Here is a 12,563-nt window from a genome sequence, read left to right as displayed (position 1 = left end):
CCCTAGCGGCCGTGGAGGTGCAGACCATGGGTATCCGTACCACAACTCATCAATAGCCGCCGCTGCGAGAGCTCCCGGGCGATGCTCTCGCACACCAGGGGGGTGGGCGACCAGCGTGGCTGGAGGCCGTAGTCGTACCAGGCCTCGGCCCCATCGAAGCCCAGCCGGTCGGCGGCGGCGATCAGCCGCTGGAAGGGCAGCCGGTACCGGGCGGGATGGGCGAGCAGGGCCAGGCCCTCGGCCGCATGGATGGCCTCCACCACAGCCTCGGCCCGCAGAGCCGCTCCGACCACCGCCTGGCCCTGCAGATAGGCGTGCAGGCTCGGGTGCTCTTCGGCGAATCCCAGGCCCAGCACGTGGACGAGGCATCCCTCGAGCAGGCAGCTGATCTCCACCCCGCGCCACAGGGTGGGAGCCGGGCGGCCCTCGCCGGCGGCCCGCTCGAACGTGGCGTGGATCTCGCCATGGGCTCCGGTCGCATGGTGATCGGTCACGGCCAGGTGCTCCAGACCGAGGGCGAGCGCCTGGTCCGCGAGGGCCGCGGGGGCAAGGCTGCCGTCGCTGCAGGTGGTGTGGCAGTGGAAGTTGAACCGGGTCGGACAGCTGGCGGGATCGACCTGCCGCAGCACGGCGGCAAGGGGATGGGCAGAACGCGCAGCCGCCATGCCGCTCAGCCTTCTGCGGCCAGGCGCTCGGAGCGGAGCCGACGCCAGCGGGCATAGAACTGGATCGAGGCGGCCATGAACACCACCAGCGCCACCATGAACCAGGTGGCGGCTCCGGTGGGGAACTGGTCCTTGAACACCACCAGCATCACCACGATCACCAGCAGCAGGGTGGGCAGTTCGTTGAGGGCGCGGAGCTGCCGGCCATTCCACTGGCACTCCCGCCGCTGCAGCTGCCCCATCAGGCGGTAACAGAAGGCGTGGTAGGCGAGCAGCGCGGCCACGAAGGCGAGCTTGGCGTGCATCCAGCTCTGATGCAGCCAGGTGGGCGTGACAGTGAGCAGACCGACGGCACAGACCACGGCCACCACCATGCCCGGGGTGGTGATGATGTTGGCCAGCCGGCGCTCCATCAGGCCGTACTGCGCCTCGAAGGCCTCGCGCAGGGGGGGATCCAGCTCCGCGGCCTCCCGGTGGTAGATGAACAGGCGCACGAGGTAGAAGAGCCCCGCGAACCACACCACCACCCCCACGATGTGGAGGGTCTTGAACCACAGATAGGCCTGCGGAGGCCAGGAGAGGGCGAGCAGCATGCCGCTCTGGAAGGGTCGGTTCAGGGTAGGGGGAGGCGCCCCCTCTGACGGGGAGGCTTCAGCAGCGGAGCGAACGTGCTGCAAGGTGGACGATCGAATCCTGGCTTCCCCTTCTCCCGTGACCCCGGCCTCCTCCCCCATGGTTCTGGTGTTCGACGGCGGCTGCCCGTTCTGCCGCCACTTCGCTGAACTCAGCGAGCTGCGCAGCGGCATTCCAGGGCTGGCCATCCGTGATGGTCGGGCGGATGGCTCCCTGCGCCATCAACTGGCCGCCCGCGGTTTCCACCTGCGGGATGGGGCCGTGGTGCTCGACGGCGATCGGGTCCTGCACGGGGCCGAGGCGCTGGCCTGGATCAGCGCGCGCATGAGACCCAGCTCAGCGCTCCTCCAGGTGCTGGCGCCGCTGATGGCCGGAACGGGCCGCGCCAGGCTGCTCTACCCCCTGCTGCTGCTGGCTCGACGCGCGGCCCTGGGCTGGCGGGGCCTGCCGGTCGATCCGGACGGTCGTCCCTGAAGGGGAAGGCCCAGGAGGCGACCCTCAGGGGGAAGTGTTCTGCCGCTGGGCGTGGCGGTGGCTGGCGCCGTCACACGGTGTCCTGTCGGGCCCGGACGCCCGCCCTGCCGGCCTCCCAGGCCGTGACGGCGGCGATCAGCAGGAATCCCCCCAGGCCGATCAGTCGGCTGCGCTGAAGACGATCGGCCATCAGCACGGGATCCAACCCCTGGGTCTGCATGGCACCGGCCACGAACCAGAGTGTCGCAATCGCCGAGGTGAGCCAGTAGGCCCTCCAGCGTCGCTGGTAGATGTAACCGGTGCCCAGACCCGGCACGAGATTCAGCACCACGGCAAGCCAGACGCTTGCCGCGGCCAGGATCTGCGGCTTGGTGGCGGTGGTCATGCGGGCAGGTCGGCAAAGGGCGAATGGAATGGCGGGACCGGAGAGGCGGAACGGCCCAGGGCGACGGGACGGCAGTGCTCACCCGTGGTCCATGCCTAGCGCAGGCCGCCACTGCCTAGGGTCTTCCCGGAACCACGGTGGAGCCGAGGGCATGGAGCTGCGGCAAGGTGTTGGGCACGAGTCACCCTGGAACCCCGCCCTGCTGGCGGTGCTCCTGGCCTGCCTGCTCAGCCTGCTGCTGTTTCTCCCCCTGGCAGCGGGAGCTGATCAGGAGCTCCGGGTTGCCCTGCGCAGGATCGACGCGGAGGGGGTGCACGCAAGCCTCGGCTCGCTCAGCCTGCGGGACAGCCCCGAGGGGCTGGTGATCCTGCCGGATCTGCAGGACCTGCCACCCGGCGAGCATGGTTTCCACCTCCATGCCCTCGGTGACTGCGGCCCCGGCGACGCTGAGGAGGGCCCGGTGGCTGGCCTCAGCGCCGGGGGGCACTGGGACCCCGACGGCAGCGGCCATCACCTCGGCCCGGACGGCAACGGACACCGGGGAGACCTGAGCCGCCTGGTGGTGGCCGCTGATGGCAGCGCCCGTCTGCCGGTGCGCGCCCCCCGACTCCGGGTGGGGGATCTGGCGGGCAAAGCCCTGATCGTGCATGCCGGCGGTGACACTTACAGCGACACCCCGCCGCTTGGGGGTGGGGGTGCCCGCATCGCCTGTGCCGTGGTGCCCGGCTGAAGCCGCTGCAAGCGGGTTCAGCGCAACGTCTAGGTTGGGGAGGGCTACACATCAACTGGGAGACATGAACCATGTTCACAATTGAGAAGGCCACAAAGATCTTTCCGGAAACGCTGCAGGCGGACGTGGTCCCCGCCATCACGGCGCGCTTCAGGCTGCTCAGCGCCGAAGACCAACTTGCCCTGATCTGGTTCGCCTACCTCGAAATGGGGCGTACCATCACCATTGCAGCCCCCGGCGCGGCCCGGATGCAGTTTGCCGAGGGGGTGCTGAATGAAATCAAGGCGATGGACTTCGCCCAGCAGAGCCAGGCGATGTGCGATCTGACCAATCGCACGGACACACCGATCTGCCGCACCTACTCCAACTGGTCTGTCAACATCAAGCTGGGTTTCTGGTACCAGCTGGGCGAGTGGATGGCTCAGGGAATCGTGGCACCGATTCCTGAGGGTTACCGCCTCTCCGCCAATGCGACCGCCGTGCTCAATTCACTGAAGGAAGTGGATCAGGGGCAGCAGATCACCCTGCTGCGTAACTTCGTCGTGGACATGGGCTACGACCCCGAGAAGGGCGAAGGACAACGGGTGATGGAGCCTGTTGTGAACCCCACGCCCGAGGAGAAGCGGGTCAAGGTGTTCATCGAGGGCGTGATCAACCCGACGGTGAATAATTATATGGATCTGCTGAATGCGAACGATTTCGACAATCTGATCAAACTTTTCCTGCCGGACGGTGCTCTGCAGCCGCCCTTCCAGAAGCCAATCGTGGGAACCGATGCAATCCTGCGGTTCTTCCGGGAAGACTGCCAGAACCTCCGACTTCTGCCGGAGCGTGGCTATGCCGAGCCCACCGAGGGCGAATTCACCCAGATCAAGGTGACCGGCAAGGTGCAGACCCCCTGGTTCGGTGCCGGTGTGGGCATGAACGTGGCCTGGCGCTTTCTGCTGAACCCGGAAGGCAAGATCTACTTTGTGGCCATCGACCTGCTGGCCTCGCCAGCCGAACTGCTGAAGTTCGCCCGTTGAGCACAACGCTGAAGCCCCCATGCTTCAGGCCGATGCCGTGATCCCGACCCGCTACGGGGGACTGCTGCCGGCCGCCGCCATCGTGCTGGGCTGGCTGATCACCCTGGTCAGCCTGCTCAGACTCGAGGTGCTCGAGCTGGCCTTCCCCCTGCTGGCCCTGGCCGTGCTCGGCCGCACCATGCTCCAGACCGGACTGTTCATCGTGGGCCACGATGCCATGCATGGTGTGCTGCTGCCGGACCACCCGCGCTGGAACATCAGGCTGGGCGCCCTCTGCCTGGGGCTGTATGCCGCCCTGCCCTATGGCCCATGCCAGCGGAACCACCATCAGCACCACCAGGCGGAGGCGACGCCGGGGGATCCCGACTTTCACCCTGATCCGCAGGCAGGCCTGCTGCGCTGGTATCTGCGCTTCATGGGGGGCTACCTCTCGCCGCGCCAGATGGGCCGGCTACTCGGCGGCTGGGCTCTGCTCGGCCTGTTCTGCCGTCTCGGCGGAGCGCACAGCTGGAGCAGCGCCTGCACCACCGTGCTGCTGCTCTGCACGCTGCCCCTGCTGCTCAGTTCGCTTCAGTTGTTTGCCTTCGGCACCTATCTTCCCCACCGCCACCAGCGCGCCGGCTCGGCAGGGCGTAACGGCCAGGGCGCCGCAGCCACGAGTCTGGACCTGCCGGTGTGGGCATCCCTGCTGGCCTGTTACCACTTCGGCTACCACCGGGAGCACCATGAGCAGCCGAGCCTGCCGTGGTTCGCCTTGCCGCAGCACAGGCTCGCGGCGGGCCGTGGAACCTCGGTAGCCTTGAATACACGATCATCCCGGGATGCCCCTACGCCATGGAGACCACGCTGGAGGGCTGGACTGAAACCGAACAGTCGATCGCCCGTGATGCCTTCGACCGTGCCTACAGCCGAGCGATCGACCAGCTGATTCAACGGGTCAGAGCCAGTGTGGAGGGTCTTGAGACTGCCGAAACGGTCTGGAAACTCCACGACTACCTCAGCATCGAACGCCACACCATCGAAGGGCGTTTCGACTTCCGCCTGCAGGGGATTCTGTTCGTGTTCGCCAGCCTGGTGAAGGAGGGCCTGCTCGACCTTGACGAACTGTCGGGACTCGAAGCGCAGAAGCTGGCGAAGATCGAGGCAATGTCGAGGTTCTGAACCCCACTGCCCCAACTCAGTGCCGTACCTCAGTGCAGCATGTCAGTGCCGCGCCTCAGGGAAGAAAACCGAGATCCTGAAGCTGGGGGATGAGCCAGCCTGGGATGCCGTCATTCTCCCATTTCCAGAAATCGCCCCGGCCCAGGTACACGGGCTCACCGGAGCGATAGGCCTGGGCAACGGTGGAAAGATCCAGCTGTTCCAGAGCATCTTCGCGGCTCACCCGTCGGACCCGTTCAGCTGGGGACATGGTCATGGAACCAGGCGAGGCACAACGGGAAAGCTGGAGCCGAGAGTCTGAGGCAGCCAGAACGATCAGCGGGGCATGTTCTGAGGAGAACGTCCTGAGGAGAACGGCTGGCGCAGAGGGATCGGCGACGTACGCAGCTTGCCATCGTACCGGCACCGCCCCAGCCGAGCGGCGATCGGCACACGCCACAGTGGGACACAGCACGGCAGCACTGCCATGGGATCCCTCAGCGCCGAAACCCTGGCCCTGGTGCTGTGGTGCGGCATGGTGCTGATCAAGCTGGCTGGCCTGATCCGCTGGTGGCGGCAGCGCCCGGGTTCGGAGCTCAGCCATGGATTCAGCCTTGAAGTTCAGCGCCGGGGCCTCACCCTCGGCGGGAGGCCAGCCGTTGACCAGGCTGCAGGGCTGGACCCTGATGGCTCGACCTGAACGGAGCGGGATCTCAAGAGCTGGCCCGTTTCTCAAGGTCAGCAGCTCTGGGGCCGCAGCTCTGAAGGTGAGCGGTCAGGGCCTTCATGGCCGGCTCAGCGCTGGAAACGGGAGTCCCGCTCCATCCACCGCTCCAGGGCAGCCAGTCCCTCGATGCAGGCCCAGACGGTGAGTCCGAGCACCAGGACACCACCGACCGCCATCACCGTGGCCACGACCAGGGGAATCGCGGCGAGCACGACCAGGGGAAGCACCACCAGGGCTCCGATGGCCGCCAGACCCAGCACCGGCGCCACGAGGGCGGAGGGAGGTCCACTCCTCATCGGCTGGATGGAGGTCATGACGAACTCAGCAGGGACTTTGCGCCATTCTGGCGGGACAGAACGCCTGGGGAACGGGCTCAGATGGGCGGTGAACCGTCCATCCGCCGCGGCAGAGATCAAGCCATGCCCGGCAGGTAGTGGATCAACGATTGCTCCAGCTGGGTCAACCGCTGGCGGTTCTCCGGGCTGGGCTCGCAGGCGTACCGCTGGCGCAGATCCCGCAGCATCGCTTCCATGCTGGCGGGCAACAGGGGATGCTGATCGCTGGCTTGAAGGCCCAGCAACAACGTGTCGGCATCGAACTGCTCCAGCAGCTCGGGGTCGTCGGCGGTGGGGCCGTAGATCAGCACCGTGGCGCCGGGCGGGGCCAGAAAGGTGAGCAATTCAAACGGGAAGATCACCCGCTCCAGTCGGAAGCCATCGGCTGCGATGCAGCAGAGGATCACCAGATGGGCGCGCTCATTCCGATAACCACAGTCGAGCATGGCGGCCCCCAGCAGCAGCGATTCGACTCTTGGGGATCGGAACCGGCAAGACAGTGGTCGCTGGCACCAAATGGCGCAGATGAGTATCTTCACTCATCGGCTCGTGCCCATCAGTTCGACCCCAACGCCTCGACCCAACGGCCCGATCCAGACGGCCGAGATCAATCCCCTGGCCCACTGGCTGCACCGGGAGGGGTACAGCATGGAAATCCCGCTGCTCCGGGGCCACGGCACACGGGTGGAAGACCGGGAGCCGGTGGCCGCCGGCCTGGAGGCACTGCGTGACTGGGACGTTCAGCCGACGAAGCGGCCGTAGAGCCAGCGCACGAACCCACCGATGACCGGGACAGGCGCAAAGGTCGGCCCCACGAAATCGAAGTAATCACGGTGGTCGACGATCTTGCCGGCATCGTCGAGCAGCAGGCGGGTCGTGCCGGGATAGATGAACTCGATGCCCTTGATCTTCAGACCCATCACCCACTCGATGAAGGCGGTCCTGCCCGCGATCGCAATGGCGGCGGGCTCGAGCTTCACGTCATCGCAGCGGCTGAGCAGTCCCTCCTGGGCCCGGATGTAGGCCTGAAGACCCTGACGCTCCTGGGTGGGGTCCTGGAAGTGAACGTCCTCGGCGTAGTGGGAGCGCCACAGCTCTTCACCCGGAGCGGGAGTTCCGTAATCCCGGCTGAACAGGAGGCGCAGGCTGGCTTCATCCATGGCAGAGATCCCGGCGGGAGGAGGGTGGTGGTGTCAGCCATTCCACAGGACACAGGCGCCGCAGAAGACGCCGACAGCAACGCCAGCACTCCGCACCGCCTGGGCAGCGCCGGACGGCGGCCATGGTGTTATGGCACGTGTCCCGTCCCGACTGGAGATGTCCAGTACTGCCCGGGTGGAGATGTCCAGTACTGAAGGATGTGTCCTCTTCTTAAGGAGTGAAACGAGAGGCGACAGAACGTCCGGGCTCGCTGGTGGTGGGTGGGATGCACTTTTAGGTTCAGATTGATCGGGCCGTGTCAAGCCGCACGGGTGCTTCAGGTCACCATGAACCACCAGAGCAACGAGCAGACATCCCCGCGAAGTGGTTGGACGTCTGCTCGGTCCGGTTCGCGATGGGCATCCACCGACGATGCCGTGCTGGTTCACCTCATCACCTCGGTGGCGGTGGGCGCCATCCTGATGGTGCCGGCCTTTCTGCTGCTGGATCAACTGACCCCAACCCTGGGGGCATCGCTCACGACCGCTCCGCGCAGCCTCGAGCGGATCGCCCTCGACTGACTGAAGCTTCAGGGTGGTCGCCGATCCTGTCCCCTGGCCGATCCTGCCCCCTGGCTCAGGTCTCGGCCAGCTCAGAAGCCCTCCCAGATCACCGCAATCCAGCGGTCACCCGGGAACAGTCCCTGACCCCAGCGCGCCTCCAGATCCAGCAGGGGCTGGGCGGCGACGACCTGCTCGAGGCTGAGCCCCTGCTGCTTCAGGGCCGAAAGCCGCTCCAGGGCTAGGGCCAGCATGGCGCGGTAGCTCTCCAGATCGTCCTTCCCCCCCACCGGGCCATGGCCTGGAATGATCCGGGTTTCGGGTCCGGCCAGAGCCAGCACCCGATCCACACCGGCGATCGCCCCGGCCAGGGTGCCGCCATGGCCGGTGTCGATGAACGGATAGCTGCCGTTGAACCACACATCACCGGTATGGATGACATCAGCCCTGACGAAGTGCACGATCGCGTCCGTGTCGGTGTGGGCCGCGGGTAGATGCAGCAGGTCGACGGTCTCGTCGTCGATGTGGAGACGCAGCTTCTGCTCGAAGGTCACAACCGGCAGGGCCTCGGGCGGCGCAGGCGGGGTCACCCGGTCAAAGGCCGCGATCCTGGATCCCTGGGCCAGACGGGTGCGGACTTTCTCCTGCGCGACGATCGTCGCCCCACGACGGGCGAACCCGGCATTGCCGTCCGTGTGATCGAAGTGGAAGTGGGTGTTGATCAACCAGGCCGGATCCTGGCCGCCCAGGGCCTGGACGGCAGCCAGCACCGGCGCCACCGTTCGTTCGAACTTGGCGTCCACCAGCAGGGTGGCCTCCGGGCCGGTGAGCACCCCGATGTTTCCCCCCTCACCGCTGATCACGGCCACCGGCCCGCGCACCGGTGCGGCGCGGAACGGCTCGGCCGCGGCACCCTGGGCAGCCAGCGGTGGGTGAGGGAGCAGACCGAAGAGCAGCGCCGCCGCCACGGCACAGAGAACCAGAACCGGGGGCCGACGCATCTCGTGCCTTGTGCTGATGGGGCGCATTCTCCCCGATCTAGGCGAGGGTGAGGGCCTTCCAGTCCTCCAGCAGGGCCTGGGGGACCTGCCGGGGCCGGTAATCGCGGGCATCGCTGGGGCCGTGGCGCAGAACCGCATTGACAAGCAGGGCCGGGGTGCGGCCGCGGTTGATCGCACCATGGGGCACACCGGGCGGAATGCGCACCCAGGCCCCCTCATCCTCACGCAGGCAGATCCGGCGCAGGGTGCGCTCCTGAAGCACCACCAGATCGATCGCACCCCGCAGCACCATCAGCTGGTCGGTCTGATGACGGTGGCAGAACAGCTCGCAGGACGCCTGGGTGCCGATCTCGGCAATCAGGGTCTCATCGCTGGGCTGGGGCTGGGAGAAGTAGGCCTGACCGGAGCGGTTACCACTGAACGGCAGGATCTCGACACGACGGGACAACGCCATGGCACGACACCGAATATCGTGAAGTTTCACGAAAACATCGCCGGCCATGGCGTAGCTGCTGGTACCAGACCGACCGACAGGGGTCGGATGTCATCAATCCAGCACGGGCCTCAGGCCAGGTCGGCATGGAGCAGGTCCATGACCGAATGCACGGGGATGGTCACGGCGTCGGAGAGACCCAGCACGGCGGCGAGGTTGCTGAGGATGTTGCGCTCGTCATCCTCGAGGGGGCCATCGGAGCGCATGATCTCCGCAGCCACGGCGTAAGCGGTGGCGCGCTGCTCCGGATTGAGCACCTCCGCCGCCATCACCATCAGGTGCTGCGGCCCCTGCTGGCGCAGGGTCGCCATCAGTCCATCGAGGAGTTCGACCATCCGCTCGGGGCTGTAGCTGCGAAACGGCGTGCGGTAATCGAGGCAGTGCCGCAGGGCACGGGATCCGGCCATGGTCAGCACGCCATCCCAGGAGACCGCCGCCAGGGCCACGGCGGCGAAGGCGGTGGCGGGATCCATCGGCTGGCTCGTCTCGAGCGCGGTGGGGGAGGAGAGGGTGGTGGTCATCAGCGGATTCAGATAACGAGGCCATGGGGCCAGGGGTGAATCCACCCAAGACCTGTGCCACCCCCCCTGGCGGTAGCGATGCCGACCGAGGCAGCCAATTAGGAGGGAATACCTAGAGCTTGGGGAGAGACTGGGGAGAGCCTGGGGCCGGCCTGAAGCCGCGAAGGGCTGCCCCCTCAGCCATCGCGGCTCAGCCGCTGGTCGTGCCCGACACTTCGAGCCAGTTGCGCTGGATGGCGTCGATACGGCCGGAGCGGCTCAGCCGCAGCAGGCTCACATCCAGGGGACGCTCCAGGGGACTGTTGGCTCTGAGGGCAAAGCCGTAGGTCTCCTGGGCCAGGATGAAGCGGGCCAGGCGCATGTCGAGATGCGGGTGCTGGCGCAGGTGGTAGCGCAGGGCCGGGGCGTCGTAGATCACGGCATCGACGGCCCGGCGTTCCAGCTCGGCCACCGCCGTCTCCAGGGTGGGCTGGGGCTTCACAAAGGCGCCGCTGATCCGGCCCCATTTCTCGCTGGTCGTGCCGAGGACCACAGCCACCGGCCGGTTCCGCAGATCATCCGGCGTGCGGATGCCGTCGCCGGGAACCTGGGCCAGCGCCAGGGTGAAGGCGGAGGCCAGGCCGGCCGTGATCGAGGAGACCGCCAGCAGGGTGATCATCATCCACACCCCGGCGATCACGCGGCCAGTGCGGGTGACCGGGGAGCGATCGCCGTAGCCCACCGTGGTGAGCGTGACGATGGCGAACCACATGCCATTGCCCACGCCCTGCAGATAGGGGCGCGGAAACTGGCCAGGATTGCGCCGCCGTTCCGCCAGCCAGATCAGGTTGCCCACGAGGAACAGGGACAGCAGCAGCACCCCGATCGAGGTGAGAGCCGCCGTGCGGAAGAACGGCCGGATGCGCTGCCAGAGGCCACCTTCGCGCTGGGAGACCAGCACACCCACATGGCCGAAGAAATAGGGCTGGGTGAATTCCACGGCGCCGCTGCTGAGCCGCTCCGGCGTGATGCTGATCGGGCCGATGGCCAGATCGATCTCGCCACGGGCCACCGCCTGGAGGTTGGCCGCCGTGTTCGGCTGCGGCACCAGCTGGTAGTCGAGGGACTGCTCGAGGGCGACCTCCCGCCAGACATCCGCACTGATGCCGGTGATCTCGCCCTGCTGCTGGATCAGGAAGGGCTCCGTGCCGCTGATGCCGACCCTGAGGGTCCGGCTGGCCACAGGGACGGGGAGCAGCGCCGCGCAGGTCAGGCCCAGGGAGGCCAGGCGGGTGGCCATGCAGCTGGGGGACTGGACCACGGCTGGATTGGCGACCGCCGCGACCCTAGGGGGATCAGCGGCGGCCGGAGCGCATCAGCGAGACCACCAGCCAGACACCGAGCACGTTGGCGGCGATGAACAGCCCCTCACTGAGCTGCCGCAGCAGCTGCAGCTCGGACTGGGTGGCCATCACCGTGGCACTGAGCAACAGGGAGGCCACCAGGATCGCCAGGGCGATCCGGCGGGAGAGCACGTCGAGATTGCCGAGCAGGCGTTCCAGTCCCTGGAGCTGGAAGGCAAAGACCAGGTCGTCCCCGCTGAAGCGCTGCAGCAGGCCACTCAGCTGCCGGGGCGACTCCAGCACCAGGCTGCGCAGGTCGAGGCCGAACTGCAGCACCCGCTGCTGCGGCAGCAGCAGGGCGCGTGCCATCAGCCGGGTGACCAGGGGCTTCATCGCCTCGGTGAAGCAGAAGTCGGGGTTGAGGTCCCGGCCCACCCCCTCGAGGTTGGTGACGGCCTTCACGAACAGGCCGAGGTTGCCGGGCACCAGCAGACCGCAGGCGTTGGCGATCTGCAGCAGATCCGCCAGAAACAGGGCGAAGTTGAGCTGGTGGAGGGGCTTGGCGAAGTTGGAGCGAATCAGCTGATCCAGCTGGCGCCGCAGGCGGCGGCGGTCGACGGCGTCCTCGCGGGGCGGGGCCAGCTGCACCAGCAGGTCGGTCGCCCTGGCGGGGTCCTCGTTGATCAGGGCGAGCACCAGATCCAGCACCAACGTGCGGGTGCGGGGATCGAAACTCCCCACCATGCCCAGATCGAGCAGGGTGATGGTGCCATCCGGCGCCACCATCAGGTTGCCGGGATGGGGATCGGCGTCGAAGAAGCCCTCCACGAAGAACTGCTCCACGAAGGCGCCGAGCAGATGGCTGGTGGCACCGTCGAGACCGTTGGGACTGTCCCGCAGGGCAGCCCTGCCGGCCTCGCTCAGGATCGGATCGCCGTCGAGCCACTCCAGCACCAGCATCCGCTGACCCGAGATCTCGGCAAAGACCCGCGGAACCCGCAGGGTTCCATCGCCCACGAAGGAGGAGCGCTGCAGCAGTTCCGCGAGCCGCTGGGTGTGGCGCGCCTCGCTGCGGAAGTCGATCTCGCCCTCGAGGGCCGACATCAGCTGGTCCGCAAGCCCGGGCAGGTCGTAGCGGGAGCCCAGCGGCGTCTGGGCCGCCAGAGCAGCCACCTGGCGGAGCAGCTGACCGTCCTCCTCCACCTGCCGCTCGATGCCCGGTCGCAGCACCTTCACCGCCACCGCACGACCATCGGGACGCTCAGCCCGGTAGATCTGGCCGATGCTGCCCGCCGCGACCGGAGTCTGGTCGAAGCTGGCGAAGGCCTCCTCGAGGGGGCCGTTCAGCTGCTCCAGCAGGCGCGGCTCGACCTCGCTCCACGGGGCGGCCGGCACAGCGCTCTGCAGCCGGG

At 67.3% G+C, this 12,563-nt stretch carries 20 protein-coding genes; 8 read left to right on the top strand and 12 right to left on the bottom strand.

Annotated features, from left to right (window positions below; all coding sequences use genetic code 11):
- Positions 1-2: 2 nt before the first annotated feature.
- Together ACLD7X_RS09950 and hemJ are read right to left on the bottom strand one after the other, a co-directional pair.
- Complete coding sequence (locus ACLD7X_RS09950) at positions 3-665, bottom strand: PHP domain-containing protein (RefSeq protein ID WP_411423465.1); 663 nt, start codon at positions 663-665, stop codon at positions 3-5.
- Positions 666-670: 5 nt separating this feature from the next.
- On the bottom strand, positions 671-1,258 hold the full coding sequence (hemJ, locus tag ACLD7X_RS09945; protein ID WP_411423482.1) for a protoporphyrinogen oxidase HemJ: 588 nt from the start codon (positions 1,256-1,258) through the stop codon (positions 671-673).
- 118 nt (positions 1,259-1,376) lie between these two features.
- On the opposite strand from hemJ, the gene ACLD7X_RS09940 reads away from it, so the two are divergent.
- Positions 1,377-1,772, top strand: coding sequence for a DCC1-like thiol-disulfide oxidoreductase family protein (locus ACLD7X_RS09940; RefSeq protein ID WP_412006664.1), 396 nt, complete (start codon positions 1,377-1,379; stop codon positions 1,770-1,772).
- Positions 1,773-1,842: 70 nt separating this feature from the next.
- Here the strand turns inward: ACLD7X_RS09940 and ACLD7X_RS09935 are convergent, their stop codons facing one another.
- The gene (locus ACLD7X_RS09935; protein ID WP_412006663.1) at positions 1,843-2,157 is read right to left on the bottom strand and encodes a hypothetical protein; all 315 of its coding nucleotides are present in this window, start codon (positions 2,155-2,157) and stop codon (positions 1,843-1,845) included.
- 151 nt (positions 2,158-2,308) lie between these two features.
- On the opposite strand from ACLD7X_RS09935, the gene ACLD7X_RS09930 reads away from it, so the two are divergent.
- The 4 genes from ACLD7X_RS09930 to ACLD7X_RS09915 all read left to right on the top strand — a co-directional run bounded on the left by ACLD7X_RS09930 (position 2,309) and on the right by ACLD7X_RS09915 (position 5,073).
- Complete coding sequence (locus ACLD7X_RS09930) at positions 2,309-2,887, top strand: superoxide dismutase family protein (RefSeq protein WP_412006662.1); 579 nt, start codon at positions 2,309-2,311, stop codon at positions 2,885-2,887.
- 71 nt (positions 2,888-2,958) lie between these two features.
- Positions 2,959-3,912, top strand: a complete 954-nt coding sequence (locus ACLD7X_RS09925) for an orange carotenoid-binding protein (protein WP_411423461.1) — start codon at positions 2,959-2,961, stop codon at positions 3,910-3,912.
- Between the two features lie 19 nt (positions 3,913-3,931).
- Entirely contained in the window at positions 3,932-4,840 is a 909-nt protein-coding gene (locus ACLD7X_RS09920) for a fatty acid desaturase (RefSeq protein WP_411423460.1), read from the top strand.
- A complete protein-coding gene (locus ACLD7X_RS09915) occupies positions 4,747-5,073 on the top strand; it encodes a hypothetical protein (protein ID WP_411423459.1) in 327 nt (108 codons plus the stop codon). The genes ACLD7X_RS09920 and ACLD7X_RS09915 overlap by 94 nt, the downstream gene beginning before the upstream one ends.
- Before the next feature lie 55 nt (positions 5,074-5,128).
- Here the strand turns inward: ACLD7X_RS09915 and ACLD7X_RS09910 are convergent, their stop codons facing one another.
- The gene (locus ACLD7X_RS09910) at positions 5,129-5,296 is read right to left on the bottom strand and encodes a hypothetical protein (RefSeq protein WP_425625154.1); all 168 of its coding nucleotides are present in this window, start codon (positions 5,294-5,296) and stop codon (positions 5,129-5,131) included.
- Positions 5,297-5,539: 243 nt separating this feature from the next.
- Here ACLD7X_RS09910 and ACLD7X_RS09905 point away from each other — a divergent pair, with 243 nt between their 5' ends.
- Positions 5,540-5,752, top strand: coding sequence for a hypothetical protein (locus ACLD7X_RS09905; protein WP_411423457.1), 213 nt, complete (start codon positions 5,540-5,542; stop codon positions 5,750-5,752).
- 95 nt (positions 5,753-5,847) lie between these two features.
- On the opposite strand, the gene ACLD7X_RS09900 is transcribed toward ACLD7X_RS09905, so the two are convergent.
- Together ACLD7X_RS09900 and ACLD7X_RS09895 are read right to left on the bottom strand one after the other, a co-directional pair.
- Positions 5,848-6,093: a hypothetical protein gene (locus ACLD7X_RS09900; RefSeq protein ID WP_411423456.1), complete on the bottom strand. Its 246-nt coding sequence runs from the start codon at positions 6,091-6,093 to the stop codon at positions 5,848-5,850.
- A gap of 98 nt (positions 6,094-6,191) precedes the next feature.
- On the bottom strand, positions 6,192-6,560 hold the full coding sequence (locus tag ACLD7X_RS09895) for a DUF1830 domain-containing protein (RefSeq protein ID WP_411423455.1): 369 nt from the start codon (positions 6,558-6,560) through the stop codon (positions 6,192-6,194).
- Positions 6,561-6,639: 79 nt separating this feature from the next.
- Here ACLD7X_RS09895 and ACLD7X_RS09890 point away from each other — a divergent pair, with 79 nt between their 5' ends.
- Entirely contained in the window at positions 6,640-6,876 is a 237-nt protein-coding gene (locus tag ACLD7X_RS09890; RefSeq protein ID WP_411423454.1) for a hypothetical protein, read from the top strand.
- Here the strand turns inward: ACLD7X_RS09890 and ACLD7X_RS09885 are convergent.
- Positions 6,855-7,274, bottom strand: coding sequence for a nuclear transport factor 2 family protein (locus ACLD7X_RS09885; RefSeq protein WP_411423453.1), 420 nt, complete (start codon positions 7,272-7,274; stop codon positions 6,855-6,857). The genes ACLD7X_RS09890 and ACLD7X_RS09885 overlap by 22 nt on opposite strands.
- A 417-nt stretch (positions 7,275-7,691) precedes the next feature.
- On the opposite strand from ACLD7X_RS09885, the gene ACLD7X_RS09880 reads away from it, so the two are divergent.
- A complete protein-coding gene (locus ACLD7X_RS09880) occupies positions 7,692-7,835 on the top strand; it encodes a hypothetical protein (protein WP_411423452.1) in 144 nt (47 codons plus the stop codon).
- 71 nt (positions 7,836-7,906) lie between these two features.
- On the opposite strand, the gene ACLD7X_RS09875 is transcribed toward ACLD7X_RS09880, so the two are convergent.
- The 5 genes from ACLD7X_RS09875 to ACLD7X_RS09855 form a co-directional block, all read right to left on the bottom strand.
- The gene (locus ACLD7X_RS09875; protein ID WP_411423451.1) at positions 7,907-8,815 is read right to left on the bottom strand and encodes an MBL fold metallo-hydrolase; all 909 of its coding nucleotides are present in this window, start codon (positions 8,813-8,815) and stop codon (positions 7,907-7,909) included.
- A gap of 37 nt (positions 8,816-8,852) precedes the next feature.
- Positions 8,853-9,269: a dTDP-4-dehydrorhamnose 3,5-epimerase gene (locus tag ACLD7X_RS09870; RefSeq protein ID WP_412006660.1), complete on the bottom strand. Its 417-nt coding sequence runs from the start codon at positions 9,267-9,269 to the stop codon at positions 8,853-8,855.
- A gap of 110 nt (positions 9,270-9,379) precedes the next feature.
- Positions 9,380-9,829 carry a tellurite resistance TerB family protein gene (locus tag ACLD7X_RS09865; RefSeq protein ID WP_411423449.1) on the bottom strand — a complete coding sequence of 150 codons (450 nt, stop codon included), beginning with the start codon at positions 9,827-9,829 and terminating at the stop codon, positions 9,380-9,382.
- A gap of 190 nt (positions 9,830-10,019) precedes the next feature.
- Complete coding sequence (locus tag ACLD7X_RS09860; RefSeq protein WP_411423448.1) at positions 10,020-11,129, bottom strand: transporter substrate-binding domain-containing protein; 1,110 nt, start codon at positions 11,127-11,129, stop codon at positions 10,020-10,022.
- 34 nt (positions 11,130-11,163) lie between these two features.
- Positions 11,164-12,563 (bottom strand): ABC1 kinase family protein (locus ACLD7X_RS09855; RefSeq protein ID WP_411423447.1); only part of this gene is annotated, 1,400 nt, incomplete at its 5' end.

It is taken from the genome of Aphanothece microscopica RSMan92 (genome assembly GCF_046613545.2).
Taxonomy (GTDB): Bacteria; Cyanobacteriota; Cyanobacteriia; order PCC-6307; family Cyanobiaceae; genus NIES-981.
The sequence above is the reverse complement of the archived record's forward strand: the minus strand, read 5'-3'. Positions and strand labels throughout refer to the sequence as shown.